The sequence below is a fragment of the Bacillus sp. FJAT-44742 genome (assembly GCF_002797315.1).
Lineage (GTDB): Bacteria > Bacillota > Bacilli > Bacillales > Marinococcaceae > Thalassorhabdus > Thalassorhabdus alkalitolerans.
Map to the genome: position 1 here is coordinate 1,413,257 of NZ_KZ454936.1, position 14,858 is coordinate 1,428,114.

A 14,858-nucleotide genomic window follows, 5' to 3' on the forward strand; every position below is an offset into this window, starting at 1 on the left:
CCAGACATTCTTTTTATATTTCTTTATTTAAAGGTTCCAAAAAACGGGTGTTTCGTCCACTCCTGCTTTTTAGATATTCATATATTAATAAAAAACGGCGGGAGGTTGAAATGATAAGAGTTAAGTGGGTTTGTTCAAAAACGAAGAAGAGGGGCATATATCTGCCAGTCCGTTTTCAGAACAACAAAAATGCAAACCCTGCCAAAATTGATTTTTATTTTGGCAGCTGGCAGAAAAAACTTACGTTGCGTTTTGATCATACGCTTCCAAATGACATCATTGGATTGACAGATGATTTAAAAAATGAAGTTTTCATTCCTGAGGATGTACCATTTGACTATAATATTTCCGAAAGGGAGTTTCATGTGGGTCCTATGGTGCTATGGATTGCAGCTAACACAAATGAGCGGCTGAATAAACGTCTGTCTAATTTGCAAAGACGGATTGAAAATTACATCCCGGTAAGAGGAATGATATGTATATGTGCAGAAGAAGGAGTCAATCTTAAAACGAAAAAAATAGAGGGGTATTATTTTCATCCTTTATTAAATAAATGGGAAAAAGCCACGTTTTCTTATCCTGGTGCTATTTTTAAAAGGGTCCATTTGACACCACCAGTTAACAGGCATCTTTACAAATGGACAAAAGGCCGCATATTTAATTCGTATTTCTTTAATAAATGGGAAATGTGGGATTGGCTGTCTGGTGACGCGAGAATAAGAAAGCACCTTCCTTATACAGAAAAAGCAGAATCATTAGAGCAAGTAAAGAAAATGGTTAAACGCTTTCCTTCTGTTTACATGAAACCGATGAAAGGTTCCGAAGGAAGAAGAATTCTTCAACTGGAACAACATCAAGATGGTATTAGAATAACAGACGATAGGAAAGAGAAAACTATTGTCTCAAATTTGGAGGACTATGAACGATTGTTAAAACGGCTTAAGAGTTCCAGGCCTTACCTTATTCAACAAGGGGTGCCTACCAAATACGGTTCAAGAAATATAGACTTTCGAATTTACATGCAAAAGAATGAGAAAAAGCAGTGGAAATCGTCTGGTATCACAGCTCGCATATCAGAACCAGATAGCATTATCACAAATTTAAGGCACTTAGATTATTGGGTGGACGGTCGGGAAGCCCTAAAGGAAATTTATAAATTAAGTGAACAAAAAGCATCCATTCAAGAAAAGAAAATAGTGAATATTTGCAAAAGGGCTTGTTCGAAGCTGGATAAAAAAGGCGAATATGGTGATATTGCTATTGATTTTGTTATAAATAAAAAGCTTCACGTATGGATCCTTGAGATGAACCTCAGGCATGTCTATCCAGTAGAAGATCCCAGACTTGCACCTGAGGTCAAGCGAACTCCTTTTTTGTATGCCATGAGTTTAGCAGGCTTTCCTCACTTAGAGAAGAAAAGATAAATACAATATTTATCTTTTCTTTTTTCTATTTTGTTTTTTTCATTCTTCTGCAAAATATATTGGTTATATACCTACCATTCTTATACACCCGACCAACATTTTTAATGCAAGATTATTAACTAGTTAAAAATCGGGTGTTTAGCCGTTACTTACGTCCTTTATCTTAATATGCTATGGGTGAGTATATTAAAGATGAAAGGGTGAAGGTTTTGACCACACTGAAAAGTTTACATGGTCATTTCGGGGTTTTGACGTCAAAAAAAGCTATGAAAGCTTTTGCGGAAAAGAAACCCCACTACCGTTTAAAACAACTGGCACTGGCAAATAAAAAAGTGAACTTAAATTTATACTTTTTTTCAGTAGATATGATTGACTTAAAAAATAAAAGAATTAAAGGATATTATTATGATTTTTCAACTAAGAAATGGAAAACCGGCTTCTTTCCTTACCCGGATATTCTATATCGGCGCGGAGGAATTAATAAAAATAATAGAAAAAATTACCGTGTGTTTATTAGACAATGTAAACAGCGGGACACCAAATTTATAAACCCTTCTTCATTAGGAAACTGGGATATTTACAATTATTTCAGCAGCGTTGAGTCGCTTCAGCCTTATTTACTGCAGACAATTTTGTACGATCATCCGGAAGATTTATACTATATGGTCAGAAAGCACAAAACCATTTACCTGAAAGGGGTAACAGGGAGAAAAGGGCAGAAAGTAGTAAGAGTTGAAAAGCTTTCACCAAAGAAGTTTCGCTGTAAGTATTACGATCACGTCACAGGAAGAGTGTACACAAAGGTGTACAACAGCCTTGCTGAAATGATTCCTTTCATAGAAAAATTTTATAAAGGAAAACGGTTTATGATACAAGAGGCAATTGATCTTTTGGAAGTGAAAAAAAGGAGGATCGATTTGCGGGCTGAATTACAGCGAAGTGAAAATGGAGTTATACACATCAGCGGAATAAGTGCAAGAATGAGTCAGAGAAATTCTCCCATTACTATCCATTCTCAGGCATTCCCATTGGATGAATTGTTTGAGGTAATTAAAATCCCTGCTGCCGAAAGACCAAAATTGAATGAGATGATTGAACAGTTCTTGTATACAGTATACAAAGAAACGGAAAGGAAATATGGTAATTTTGCTGAAATCGGAATTGATTTTGCCTTAAACAAAGACCTTGAAATCAAGTTTATAGAGTGTAATTCCCAAAGCGCCAAGGTTTCACTAATGAAAGCATATGGGAGAAAGACATTGCATCGGGCAATGTTAAACATTTTGCTTTATTCCAAATACCTTATCGGTAAAAACAAAGTAGAGAAAGAACCAAGAGAAGTTGAGGAGCGAGAAGGTGCTTTAACCTTCTAAATACGGAGGTGTAATAAAAGATAGAGAGGGTGAGAAACATTGGAAATTCTTCGAGGAAGAAATAAATATAAAATGCACCTAGTCATGCATAAGAATCAACACCTCCAAAAATACCTTCCTGAAACCGTGTTATGGAATAAAGAAAATTTTGTAAGGATGCTTAGTAATCATCACTCTGTAGTCGTTAAGCCTAACAATGGGAAACAGGGTCAAAGCATATATTTTGTTGAAAAAGAAAAAGAAAAATATGCAGTTAAAATTAATAAGAAGAAGATTGTTTTTCAAAACACACAGGATGTTTATGATTATTTAAATAAAGGTGCAAGCAAAAGAGAGTTTATTATCCAGGAAGAAGTTAACCTTGCCAAAATAGATGGGAGACGATTTGATTTCAGGATTATTGTTCAAAGGAAAACGAGGGGCCACCCATGGGAAGTTACTGGAATCCTCGTAAGGAAAGGGGGAAAGGGATACAAGGTAACGAACAGACGTCGTCACGGCACTGCTTTATCGCTAGAAGATGCCTTGAAAAAGATAAACCTCCCCGAGAGTGCAAAGGAAAAGAAAGTTAAAGAAATCAAAAACGTTTCTCTTTTAGCAGCCAGAACGTTAGGACGATCCTTTCCTAATCAAAGAATCTTTGGAGTAGATATTGGGATGAATGAAGATGGGTCCCTTTATGTATTTGAACTTAATCGTTGGCCTTTATTAGGGGGATTTAGAAGCCTGAAAGACAAAAGCCAGATTAATCGCATTATGTCTTATAAGCAGCGGAGTTAAGTCTTTACTTGTGGTCAAAGAAATATGGAAAAGGAGTTAAAGGAATGATTGGTATTGTTTTGTCTCCAGGGATCAGGAAACAAAACTTGCCCGAAAAAATTGGGCAAAGAGTGGACTTCTACCGAAAGCAGGCAAAAAGACACAAAGTAGATTTGTGTTTTTACAACTGGAAAAGCGTCTCTATGCAAGAAAAGACCGTCAATGCTCTTGTTTATTCACATAAGACTAATAAGTTAATAAGACAAGAGGTTCCTCTTCCGAAAATAAACCTTCAACCTGGAACTGAGTATGTAAACTCAGAAAGGGTACGGAAAAAGGTAGCTTTTCTCCGGAAGTATAATTATATTTTCTTTAATGTCATGAACAACAGAGATAGAAATAAATTTAACAATCATGAATATTTTTCCTCGATAAAAGAGATCGCTTCTATGTTACCGGAAACGCATACTCTTTCATACGCAAAGATGAAAGACATGGCAGACCGCTATGAGAAGGTTTATATAAAAAGAAAACGAAGCTGCAAGGGAAACAATATTTACATGTTGGAAAAAGGTGACAAATCATATCGCATCTCTCATGTATATAACACAAAAGAAACAGTGAGAAGGGTTGCCGAAAAAGATTTGTATAAATATTACCGTGCTACATTCCCATCTCCAAATCGGTTTGTCGTTCAACAGGGAATTGATAGTAAAGAATACAAAGGAAAAAAATTTGATTTCAGGGTCTCGCCTCAAAAAACAAAAACGGGAAATTGGAAGGTCATAGGTTTTTATGCCAGACTGGCAGATAAATGTACAACTGTTACCAACAAAGATCAAGGGGGAAGGCTGAAGTTTTCCTTAAAACCACTAATCAGTGAGGAAACAAAGGAAGAGATTAAACGAGCAAGTATTAAGATAGCTAAAGTGTTAGAAGAAAAGTATCCTCAGGTTATTGATTTAGGACTGGACCTTGCAGTTGATAAAGATGAAAAGATATGGCTCATAGAGGCAAATTTCAGGCCTTTCAGAGGGAGAATTAACAGCAAGCACCACCGTGCCCCCTTTGGATATGTTGTTTGGTACTATAAGAAAAATAGGAATAAAAGCTGAAATAAAAGCCCCGAGTTACTTCAGATAGTTGATCGGGGCTTTTGTCTGTCTGTATATCAATCAGTATTTTTCTACCACGCTTCTATGTTGGTGATTGAACATGCAAATCCTTTAATCCGTACATTGATGGTTCTTTTGTATAACTGCTAAAACCTGCTAAAGAACTAGCGAATAAGAAGGGGTTTTTAATAATTTGCCCGTATAAATCAGGGTCGTTCAGATAGGAAAAACTCCGATACCCATATCTTTTATTCATTTCCAGTATCCATACATTATGGTGGTGGTCAATTATACAATCTACAGCTATATCACCAAAGCATCCATATTGATCTATTAGATTGCAGGCCCTTTTACATATTGCTTCAACTTTTTTCTCAAGAGTTCTACTTTCATTTTTGCTTAATTGAAAAATTTCTTTCATGGCATTTTGGCCCGGGAGGATGTAATCTAGGTTCTGTAGGTTGGTTGTTATCCTTCCCGGGACAGCAAACCTGGCAGCTGTACCTGTACATTTCCATTGTTGTGTTTCATCCTTTTGCATGTACACTCTAAAGTCCACATTTCTTGATTTATGCTTAACATGCATATCCTGTTGAAGGAGGTAACGGTTGTCACTCTCTATCAAATGAGTAAGCAGTTCTTGACCATACAAAGTATCGGTTCTCGTGATGTCGTTTTTATTATTAGTAATAATAAAATGGGAAGCTTCTTGCCTAATCGTAAGAATGCCTTTTCCGCTTGAGCCTTTCTTTGGCTTTAAATAAACAGACTTATACCGATGCGCATACTTAAGGATGTCTGCACAAGAGTTTACTTCCATTGTAAAAGGGAGATGGTTTCTAATAAATCTGTCAGATGAAAGCCATTGCCACATTTTCCACTTGCTGAAAAACTTAGAGTTAAATACCTTTCCATCTGTTTCCTTATATAAAATATCATTTAGTTCGGGTGAAATAATTTCCCTATTAAAGACAACGCCTGGATAGGAAAACGTGGCTTTTTTCCAAGTTGACTTTCTTTTTTCTCCTTTTTGAAAATAATAACCCTCAATAGTCTTTTTTTCTGTGTTAATCCAGGAACTTGTACTAAGCATAATCAGGCCATTTAATGGCACATACCTTTCAATACGTTCCTTTAATTCCTTCAGTTTGTGGATCAATCGACTAGATATTAAATATAAAATGACAGGTCCTACACTAAGGCTGTTATGTGAGTACTGTACTTCATAAAACAATTCATCAGGAATAAAAATCTCATGTCTCAGGGCAGCAGATAAGCCTATCGTGTTTTCTGGAAGGGTTTCTGTTATTTGAACTTTTAATTCTCTTTTCCATGATCCAAACTTAAACAATATTGTATTTGAGGAAGGCATATCAAGCATTTTCAGAAGTTTCGTTGAGATAAAAATGTAATTAGAAAAATTGGATGGGATCCATTTAATAAACAATTGAACTTCCTCCTTAAGAATTTTGCTATTACGTAAAGTCAAACTATGAAAGAAGCATTTTTTACCACTGAGGATGAGGGGTATACTCATTGATATGTACCTTTAGGAATATATATGGCTTATATGAATGTTCTGTACAACTTTATATAATGCTCAAAAAATTGATTGATTCCCATTTCACGATTTAAATTCGATAAACAAGTCTTTGATATTAAAAAGAGTAGCACATAAGTTAATCTTTTCTTACCCTAGAAGATTAACTTATGTGCTACTCTTATTTGGTACAGGGGGGTACTTACATTGTTAAAATATACTCTAATAGTTATAGAAAACAAAGTATTATATTGAAACCATTACCTTGTATTTACATTATTCCTCGATTTTTCATTTCTTGTTCAATTCTATTAATCTCCTTTTTAGAACAACCAGCTATAATTCCCCACATGTAAATTGGATTGTCAATAGTGTTGCTGTCATTATATATACATAACGGCAAAAGATTTTTTTTATTTATAAAGGTTTGCACTGTAGAATGAAAATCTTCAGTCCTCAACAAAGATTTCCATTTACGCGTTTTTATAGTGTTTACTTTCCAATTTTTCATAATACTTTCTCGGTAAAGCAACGCTGCCGCCGATCCATTTTCACGAAAATTTAAATCTATTACAAAGATTTCATCATCCTCTGTTATAACCGTGTCAATACCGATTAACCCCCAATATCCAAGAGATACTGCTTTTTCTACAATCCTTTTACAAAGATTTATGGCTTCAGCAGGTGGTTCGTCTCTTTTTTCTATCCAATTACCTACGTATTTTCCATTATTATCAATGATTTGCTCTGCAGAGCCAAGGTAAACTAAATTCCCTTTATATGTTTGGGCAAATTGGATGCAAAAATTTTTTTTTATAGATAAAAATCGCTCGACTATAACAAACTTGCTGGATTTAAACATTTTTTTTGCTTTAATAAATTGATCCTTATTTTTACACATCATCACTTCAAGACCACCACCACCTGGTTCATCTGTTGCAGCTTTAATAACAAAAGGATAACTTATGTCAAACTTTTCTTTTTCTAACTCATCTATAGTTACCACAAAACGTTCTGGTACATAGTGTGTCGGTACAATTTCTTCAAGATGTTTTTTGTTATTCAAATAGCATAAAAGCGAAGATTTTATCCAATATTTCTTTTTATCATATTCACTTGGAAGGTGATCAAAATTAAATACCATATCTTGCTTTTTTTTTTGTAAATTTTGTAGTAAATGATTATAGCTTCTTTGATCTTTATAAACGTAAAGGTTTTCAGCGACTTGCAAACCGGCATGCGAAAGTGTGGAAAGTGCCAAAGAATTTACTAAGTGTTTATGAATAATTAATGGAGTTTTCCCAGCTAATGTCAATAAACGGCCCGTGGATAAATTTTGTGAATCTTCATCGGGAAGCCATTGGCTGTTGTAGTAAGAACCCTTTCCATTAAATACATACTTCGGCCCAAAAATATCATATAGAGTATAAACGGGTTTCATTGTAAACTCCCTTCTAATGTTTACAACAAATTATTCATTACTCTATTTAAATGCATCATCCTTTGCCTTTTTTTAGAAAAATAGTTATAAATACAGCCATTAATTTAGCAAATTCATATACCAATATAGAAACTCTTTGGGAAAGGAGTGAGAATGAAACCGTGAGGAGAAGAAACAGAAAAAATAAAATGTATAAACATCATATCTTAATAAAGGATAAACACCTTGCAGCACATTTACCAGAGACTTATAAGTACACTAGGTGGACTTTTTGGAAAATGCTGAACAAACATCAAGACGTCGTTATTAAACCAATAATAGGCTCATTTGGTAAAAATGTTATTAGGATTTCCTTAATAAAAAGCGGTGTTTACAAGGTACATGAAGATGCAAATAGTAAAATAATTAAAGGGAGAAAAAAACTCGAACTTTTTTTGAAAGAGAAAACAGGAAAGACCCCTTTTCTTGTCCAATACTGCATCCAACTTGCAACGGTAAATGACATGTCACTTGATTTCCGATATATCGTGCAACGAAGAGGAACTGAAACTGATTGGGAAATTACAGGAAAACATGGGAAAGTGGCTAAATCAGGATTTTTCATTACAAATTTAAATAAAGGGGCCAGTGTAGTTGCTGTAGAAGAAGCTCTTAAACTTTGTCACAATGACAACGTAGATATAAACCAGGTTATGAATAAGCTAGAATGGTTAAGTTTAAACTGTGCCAAATGCTTGACTTCTTATTTTCCAAGGCACACAATTTGGGGACTTGACCTGGCCGTTGACCGAAATGGAAAAGTTTGGATCATAGAAGTGAATGCTAATCCAAAAGTAGAAGGGTTTAGTTTTTTAAATGATTTAAGTATGTACCAAACGATTAAGAAATATCAAGCCTACAACAAAAACTATAGGTAGGTAGGGTGTATTTTATGTTTCATTAATCATTAAGTATGCTTTATACAAAAGAAACGGATCAATAGCTACACTTTGTCTGGGAATTCTGATCCTTTTTCCTTTTTTAAATACTAGTGAAAGGTTCTGGCCGAATGAACATGAAGTACACTGCCAACTTTTTGTCTAGAAAGTCTTCCAACAGAAAAAGAAGAAAGGAGTTAACACACCCAAGAAATAAAAAGATAGAAATCGACTTCGAAGAAGTAAAGAAAAAATTAGGAACCCCCTGTTTATTAAACTAGCAAATTAAGGCTCTTCTGTTGGTGTCACTAAAGTAAAAACAACGAAGGAATTTTATCAAGGGATTAAGAATGCTTTCACTATGATCATAAGATTATTGTGAAAGAATAAATAGTAGGAAGGGAAATAGAATGTGCAGTCTTAGGAAACGACTCTCCAGTAGCATCTGTTTTTCTTCTCTACGAAGCAAAGTATTTGAATAAAGATGTCACACAATTAATTGTTCCTCCAATTCTTGATAAAAACGTAATTATGAAAATCAAAGAAGAATCAATAAAAGCTTAAAAATACTCCAATGTGAAGGAACGGCGAGAGCGGATTTTTTTACTAGTTCTCAAGAATTAGTCATTAATGAAATCAACACTATCCCTGGTTTCATGAAATTGAGTATGGACCTAAAACTATGGGAAATGAGTAAGGTACTAATATCACAGCTTATTCATGCGTTAATTCAATTAGCTAATGAAAGGCTTGAGAAGCGATCAAATGTTAAAAAGGCAGTAGTTAATACTTGGTCATACGAGATTTAAGCACTATGATTGTGAGATGAAATGTATTTTGAAGGAAGTGGACTCATATAATAAACCAAAAGCACATCAAAGAAAATTTTTCTCTTGTGTAACGACTCTCCATATAGTTATTCTCCGTAGGCATGTGCCTGCTTTTTTATTTATCAACGTGTCAAGCTACATGTTACTTACTCACCTTTTCCACATTTTTTAATATGCTATGTATGAGCATGCTACAGAAGAAAGGGTGACGCACCTTGACTGAAGAGAAAACAACAAAGGGGCTTTTGGGGGTTTTAGTCTCTAATAAGGCTTGGAAAGGCCTGGCTGATAATTCACCACATTACCGGTTGAAATTACTGGCAGAAGCAAACACAGAAGAAAAGCTGGATTTGTTCTTTTTCTCCATAAACACAGTGAATCTTAGAAAAAAAGAAATCAAGGGATGTTATTTTGATTTCAAGGACAATGCGTGGAAAACAGGTAAATTTCCTTATCCAGACCTTTTATTTCGGCGTGGTGGGGCTTCAAAAAACTTTCAAAAACAGTATCTTACTTTTATTAAGCAATGTGAAAATATGAAAACCTTACTGATCAATCCCTCGTCTTTAGGAAATTGGGAAGTCTACAATTATTTTAGCAGTGTAAAACCATTAGAAAAATATCTGTTGGAAACAATGCTGTATACCGATCCTGAAGATTTATTTTACATGATAAAAAAGCATCAAACCATCTATTTGAAGGGCGTCATCGGAAGAAAAGGGAAAAATGTATTAAGAGTAGAACATCTTCCCAGCAATGAATTTCAATGCACCCATTATAATTACAGAAAACGAAAAGTTTATAGTCAGGTGTATGAAAACGTAAATGACTTACTTCATTTTATCCAGGAATTTTATAAAGACCAAAAGTTCATGATTCAAGAAGGAATAGATTTATTAGAAATAGATAATAGACGGGTTGACTTGCGGGCAGAATTACAGAGGAAGACTACTGGCGAGGTACAGGTCACCGGAGTAAGTGCACGAATGAGCCAGGAAAATTCACCGATTACCACCCATGCGAATGCCATGCCTCTAAATGAATTGTTCACCAAACTGAAGCTTACTAAAAAAGAAAGAGTAAAAGTGCGTAAAAGTATCAAACACTTCTTGCTTAAGACCTATAAAGAGACTGAGTATAAATATGGGGAATTTGTAGAAATTGGGATTGACTTCGCTTTAACCAAGGATATGCAAATACGTTTTATTGAATGTAATTCACAAAGTGCCAAAGTCTCTTTATTAAAGGCGTATGGAGAGAAGAAGCTCCAAGATGCGATGGAAAATATCATTTTATTTGCACAGTATCGGTATGAATTATACCAACAAAAAGAGCAGGAAACATCAGCTGAAAAAGAAACCGTAAAGACTAAAACAGATGTCGTGCCTACTAGTGATCTAGAAAGTGGAACAGTTCAACAATCAGGTGAAAACAATGGTGTGGTTCCAGCTGCAGGTCAACAAGAAAATACTGAAAAAGTATATAAAAACGCCAAACAAGATGAAGTACAAAAAATAGAAGATGTGAGAGTAATAGAGGAGATATCTGAGAAAGAAACATTTAGTCAATCCCCTGATATTGATTTTAAAGAGCTGTTTGATAATCATAGGCGTATACTTGAAGAAACTAGTATCATTAACGAAAACGGATACTCTAGGGATTCCTCCATAATAAAGGAAGAAGATTTAGGTTCACTCGAAGAGATTCACAACGAGATCCCAGCATCAACGTATTCGAGAAGGAGTAACTTCAGACAAAAGCAGAACAGAGAAGAGAGAGTGGAAACGAAACGTAAACAACAGCAAAAAGAGCTTTATGGTGAACCATTTGCCCGTGCGTTAACAGAAGATTTTGGTATGATGAACATGTACACCAGAAAGTTAAGCCCTGGTCATTCAGAGGTCGGCGAGGTAGAAAAAACGAAAAGAAAACGTGTAAACCAGAAATTGAGGTAATATATATTTATAACGAATGTTTCAGTATAAGAACAATCTTTCTCCAAGGAGGTTCTTATACTGAATTTCTTTAATCAATATTTTAGAGAGAGTTACCACCGTTTAAAAATTACTTTTTACTTAGCAAAGTTTTCATCAAATCAACCTAGTGATGTAAGAAATTAACATATTATCTATTTAAGCTTCTATGAAGCTTTGTAATAATTTTTATTATCTCAAGCCTACTTATTTTTTGTAAGGATAACATTGTCTTATCGATTATGTGTTCTAAATTGTTTTGTATTATTAACTAAGGTTCCGACAACTTAGGTGTTGAGCCAAAAAGATAGGTTGATCCACATATGATCATCCCCTTCGTAACCAGTTTATATAAAGTATGGGATATGCGATATGTGATACAGCAGCACGGCTTATGTCATTCTAAAAACATCATCTTTCTTTCACCTTTTTCCCCCTACTCCCATTAACTAAAAATGACAAAGATAAAAAAGGAGTTAATGGAATGAAAAAATGTAGAGTACTTGTTTATGGCATAGTACAAGGGGTAGGTTTTCGCAGGTACACTAGGAAGAATGCCGTTAAATACCGAATAAAAGGGTGGGTACGGAATAACACAAATGGTACGGTTGAAATTATCGCTCAAGGTACACCAAGCAGAATGGGACTGTTTATAGGGACAATACTAAATGGCCCGAAAAGAGCAAAAGTAGACAGCATACAAGTTTCACCTTTAACTGAACTTACAAAATTTAGAAATTTCGAGATCCGCAGATAAACTTGGAGAAACAATATTATTCAAGAACATTTATTTGCTTTTACCCTGGACGTTGCTTTCATTTCGTTAAATGCAGCGTCTTTTTTGCGCAAACTATTTTGAAGTTTCCTATGAAATTAGTCACAAGTACAAGACCTCACTATGCAATTATAAAACAAATGTAATTAACAAATGAACGAAGAAAGGTATTTCGTTAGAAAAAATGAGGAAACAAAAAGTTGTAAGAAATATAAAAAGATTGTAATATGCTCGTTTTGGTGAAATGGGCATAGATATTGGAATAGATCAAGGGGGTAATCTTTGGATCATAGAGTGCAACGCGGAACCGGGAAAAAATTCGATGTGGGTACTAAGTAAAAAAAACAATTGATAGAGCCTTTCTCAATCCGCTTCAATATGCAAAGCTCCTTGCTGAAAGGAAAGATTAATGAAAGCAGGTGGTGTTGAAAGGCAATACAATAACCTTAAAAGACACTGGGCGTTTATTTATTGATAAAATGGAAAGTTAATCTCTATATGGCTGAATTACACGCACAAAAAGAGCAGGTATTAGTCAAAAGAAATAATACCTTGCTTTTCGATTTCAGTTACAAATGAAGAGCCAACGCCCTTAATTTTTTGTAAATCACTATAAGAAGTAAATGGCTTCATCCTCCGTAATTCAATTATTTGTCGTGCTCTCTTTTCTCCTATCCTATGAATTTTAATAAGATCGGCAATGTCAGCCTTGTTTATTTGAATAAGATCCTGCTTGCCAGAAGAGCTATCTCGTAGTGAGGAGGGAGGTAGTTCAATTTGTTTGTCGTAATATGCTTTCCGAAAATCAGTCTCCTTTAGTGCTAAATACTTTGCGTATTCAATGGGCTTTAAATAAATCTCGCGGGTTAATTTGAGGTTGTTTAATCGCTTTACGAATTTTTTTTGAGTTTTGCCGTTTACTTCTATAATCCAGGGTTTCCCGGCTTCATCGAGTCCAAAATCTACACTGAGTTCTCCTAAGTGGCCCAGTTCTCTTTCGAGAGACTGAGCAGTCAACAGACTAACCATTCTTATTTCATTTAGTGTCTTTACAGTTAGTTTGGTATCTCCTTCTAATATATCTTGGTAGCTTTTTAGTTCAGTACAAATATTGCTTATAAAGGAGTGACTCTGGCCGACTCTGCAGAAACCATTGGAAATCGTCCATTTTCCTTCCTTATTTTTTTGGACATACATTCTAATGTCATAAATTTTCTGTTCAAAGAGATCTAATGGAATATATTGCTGAATTAAATATTCCTTTTCACCTATTAATTGATTTACTTGATGAATAAAAGTGTCTTTATTAGTAGTGTTGATTTTGGCTGGAGTTACAACCCTCTCACATTGGTTTAGCAAATGAACATACTTATGCGGCGCAGTAGTAGAGTCCTTCTCAGTGTGGTGCCTTTCGATCGAGATGGTCTTATACAGCGCAGAGAACAACCTGTATTTAAAGTCAACTGTCAGCTCAATAAAATAAACTCCTCGTCCGTGGTGTCCCATAGCCGGTTTTAGAATGAGGTTACGGTAAAGGTGTAATAAATCTAAAACGTTTTCCGTTTGGTATAAAAACGTTTCCGGTAAATAATTGGAAATTGAGCTGTTTTTTAGAACTCTAAAAACTTCCCATTTGTTAAACCTAGTAATACAGTTAAAAACCTTGCCTTTGCCGATAGCCAATTCAAGGAAAGAGGTGATTTCGTAATTGGAAGAATACCGCCGGTTGTACACAACTGCTGGAAAAGGGCAAATTTGTTTTTTCCACATGCCTTTTTCGAATAACAATCCTTCAATTTCTTTTCCCTTCCAGTCAATTCCGTTCGGATTAAATAGCAACAAATTTACACCTAATGATTCAGCTGCTTCATAGCTGGTTAAAGGGGTAAGTTTATCTACTAACATCCCAATCAAGGGTTTTGAATTCATGTTGAATGACTCCTTTTTTTGCCCATAGGGTCAATATGTAGGTTGGGCTGCTCCTTTAATTTTGAGCTGCCCGGAAACGCTTACGGAGTAGCGGTGTATGAGCAACAGAAGTTAAATCAAATCCGCCTGAATCGTAAGAGTGACCTCGCCAATGCCATCTACGTTAACGGTTGCTTCTACACCGTTTGTTGGGCAGGGGATCTCTCTGCTCTCTCCAAGTACATCTATGTCAGCCGTACCATTTATGACAGGAAATGCTGCATCTGTAAAAACAGTGATGGGCTGCGAAAGAGCAGCACCCTCAATTTCTGTGATCTCCACAGTGACTGCAGCTAAATTCGGTATCGCCAAACTAATGCCCCCTTTTAAAAAATTGCGGTTTCTTTAAATACTAATGCAATTTTGCTGTGTAATCGTCTTCCTGCACTTCGCCGGTTTTGCGGTAGCGTAACACTCGTTTCATCTCCAATACCGCGCTGGTAATGCTCCTTTGCTAAAGTCCGTTGCGGCTCCTAACGGCATTGAATCTTCATCTGACTGTTATGTGTCTTGCGTCTAACCGTTTATCCGTTGAGTAGGAAAGGAAATTCATTAAGACGATAAGAACAATCAATACTTACTTAATAACAGAGTCTTCTTTATACCCATGATATGTATCTGGGTTTCATTTGATTGGTTATTTGACCCGGTAGGTTGGGCTTTGTTGGTTCTGGAAACCGCATGCGTCTCGGGATTGTAACTATACTCCTTTGTATTGCGGTTTTTATGACGATTTATAAATA

Annotated in this window: 11 protein-coding genes and 2 pseudogenes; 9 read left to right on the plus strand and 4 right to left on the minus strand. The window is 35.3% G+C overall.

All coding sequences use genetic code 11. The features are described 5' to 3' along the window. Positions 1 to 110: 110 nt before the first annotated feature. From CEF17_RS07030 to CEF17_RS07045, 4 genes are all read left to right on the plus strand, one after another. The gene (locus CEF17_RS07030; protein WP_100398904.1) at positions 111 to 1,424 is read left to right on the plus strand and encodes a YheC/YheD family endospore coat-associated protein; all 1,314 of its coding nucleotides are present in this window, start codon (positions 111 to 113) and stop codon (positions 1,422 to 1,424) included. 266 nt (positions 1,425 to 1,690) lie between these two features. Beyond that, a complete protein-coding gene (locus tag CEF17_RS07035; protein ID WP_198508915.1) occupies positions 1,691 to 2,797 on the plus strand; it encodes a YheC/YheD family endospore coat-associated protein in 1,107 nt (368 codons plus the stop codon). 72 nt (positions 2,798 to 2,869) lie between these two features. Next, positions 2,870 to 3,577, plus strand: a complete 708-nt coding sequence (locus tag CEF17_RS07040; RefSeq protein WP_269799476.1) for a YheC/YheD family protein — start codon at positions 2,870 to 2,872, stop codon at positions 3,575 to 3,577. A 44-nt stretch (positions 3,578 to 3,621) separates the two neighbouring features. Beyond that, positions 3,622 to 4,671, plus strand: coding sequence for a YheC/YheD family protein (locus tag CEF17_RS07045; protein ID WP_100398907.1), 1,050 nt, complete (start codon positions 3,622 to 3,624; stop codon positions 4,669 to 4,671). A gap of 82 nt (positions 4,672 to 4,753) precedes the next feature. On the opposite strand, the gene CEF17_RS07050 is transcribed toward CEF17_RS07045, so the two are convergent. Further along, entirely contained in the window at positions 4,754 to 6,118 is a 1,365-nt protein-coding gene (locus CEF17_RS07050; protein WP_157842967.1) for a YheC/YheD family endospore coat-associated protein, read from the minus strand. A 364-nt stretch (positions 6,119 to 6,482) separates the two neighbouring features. Continuing rightward, positions 6,483 to 7,652: an ATP-grasp domain-containing protein gene (locus tag CEF17_RS07055; protein WP_100398909.1), complete on the minus strand. Its 1,170-nt coding sequence runs from the start codon at positions 7,650 to 7,652 to the stop codon at positions 6,483 to 6,485. 188 nt (positions 7,653 to 7,840) lie between these two features. Between CEF17_RS07055 and CEF17_RS07060 the strand changes: the two genes are divergently transcribed. The 5 genes and pseudogenes from CEF17_RS07060 to CEF17_RS21020 form a co-directional block, all read left to right on the plus strand. Then, the gene (locus CEF17_RS07060; protein ID WP_232725444.1) at positions 7,841 to 8,569 is read left to right on the plus strand and encodes a YheC/YheD family protein; all 729 of its coding nucleotides are present in this window, start codon (positions 7,841 to 7,843) and stop codon (positions 8,567 to 8,569) included. A gap of 405 nt (positions 8,570 to 8,974) precedes the next feature. Continuing rightward, positions 8,975 to 9,378: pseudogene (locus tag CEF17_RS21015) on the plus strand (hypothetical protein). Positions 9,379 to 9,614: 236 nt separating this feature from the next. Then, positions 9,615 to 11,354, plus strand: coding sequence for a YheC/YheD family endospore coat-associated protein (locus tag CEF17_RS07070; protein ID WP_100398912.1), 1,740 nt, complete (start codon positions 9,615 to 9,617; stop codon positions 11,352 to 11,354). Between the two features lie 502 nt (positions 11,355 to 11,856). Further along, positions 11,857 to 12,129 (plus strand): acylphosphatase, encoded by a 273-nt coding sequence (locus tag CEF17_RS07075; protein WP_100398913.1) that lies wholly within the window; start codon positions 11,857 to 11,859, stop codon positions 12,127 to 12,129. A 259-nt stretch (positions 12,130 to 12,388) separates the two neighbouring features. Further along, positions 12,389 to 12,499, plus strand: a pseudogene (locus CEF17_RS21020) (YheC/YheD family protein); the annotation flags it as partial. A gap of 179 nt (positions 12,500 to 12,678) precedes the next feature. Here the strand turns inward: CEF17_RS21020 and CEF17_RS07080 are convergent. Further along, positions 12,679 to 14,076 (minus strand): YheC/YheD family protein, encoded by a 1,398-nt coding sequence (locus CEF17_RS07080; protein ID WP_100398914.1) that lies wholly within the window; start codon positions 14,074 to 14,076, stop codon positions 12,679 to 12,681. A gap of 111 nt (positions 14,077 to 14,187) precedes the next feature. Then, positions 14,188 to 14,427, minus strand: a complete 240-nt coding sequence (locus tag CEF17_RS07085) for a hypothetical protein (RefSeq protein WP_100398915.1) — start codon at positions 14,425 to 14,427, stop codon at positions 14,188 to 14,190. Positions 14,428 to 14,858: the final 431 nt, after the last annotated feature.

Coding starts and splice junctions, on each gene's coding strand:
- CEF17_RS07035 (WP_198508915.1), top strand. CDS start 1,691: ATGAAAGCTTTTGCGGAAAAGAAACCCCACTACCGTTTAAAACAACTG.
- CEF17_RS07055 (WP_100398909.1), bottom strand. CDS start 7,652: ATGAAACCCGTTTATACTCTATATGATATTTTTGGGCCGAAGTATGTA.
- CEF17_RS07060 (WP_232725444.1), top strand. CDS start 7,841: ATGTATAAACATCATATCTTAATAAAGGATAAACACCTTGCAGCACAT.
- CEF17_RS07080 (WP_100398914.1), bottom strand. CDS start 14,076: ATGAATTCAAAACCCTTGATTGGGATGTTAGTAGATAAACTTACCCCT.
- CEF17_RS07075 (WP_100398913.1), top strand. CDS start 11,857: ATGAAAAAATGTAGAGTACTTGTTTATGGCATAGTACAAGGGGTAGGT.
- CEF17_RS07040 (WP_269799476.1), top strand. CDS start 2,870: ATGCACCTAGTCATGCATAAGAATCAACACCTCCAAAAATACCTTCCT.
- CEF17_RS07045 (WP_100398907.1), top strand. CDS start 3,622: ATGATTGGTATTGTTTTGTCTCCAGGGATCAGGAAACAAAACTTGCCC.
- CEF17_RS07030 (WP_100398904.1), top strand. CDS start 111: ATGATAAGAGTTAAGTGGGTTTGTTCAAAAACGAAGAAGAGGGGCATA.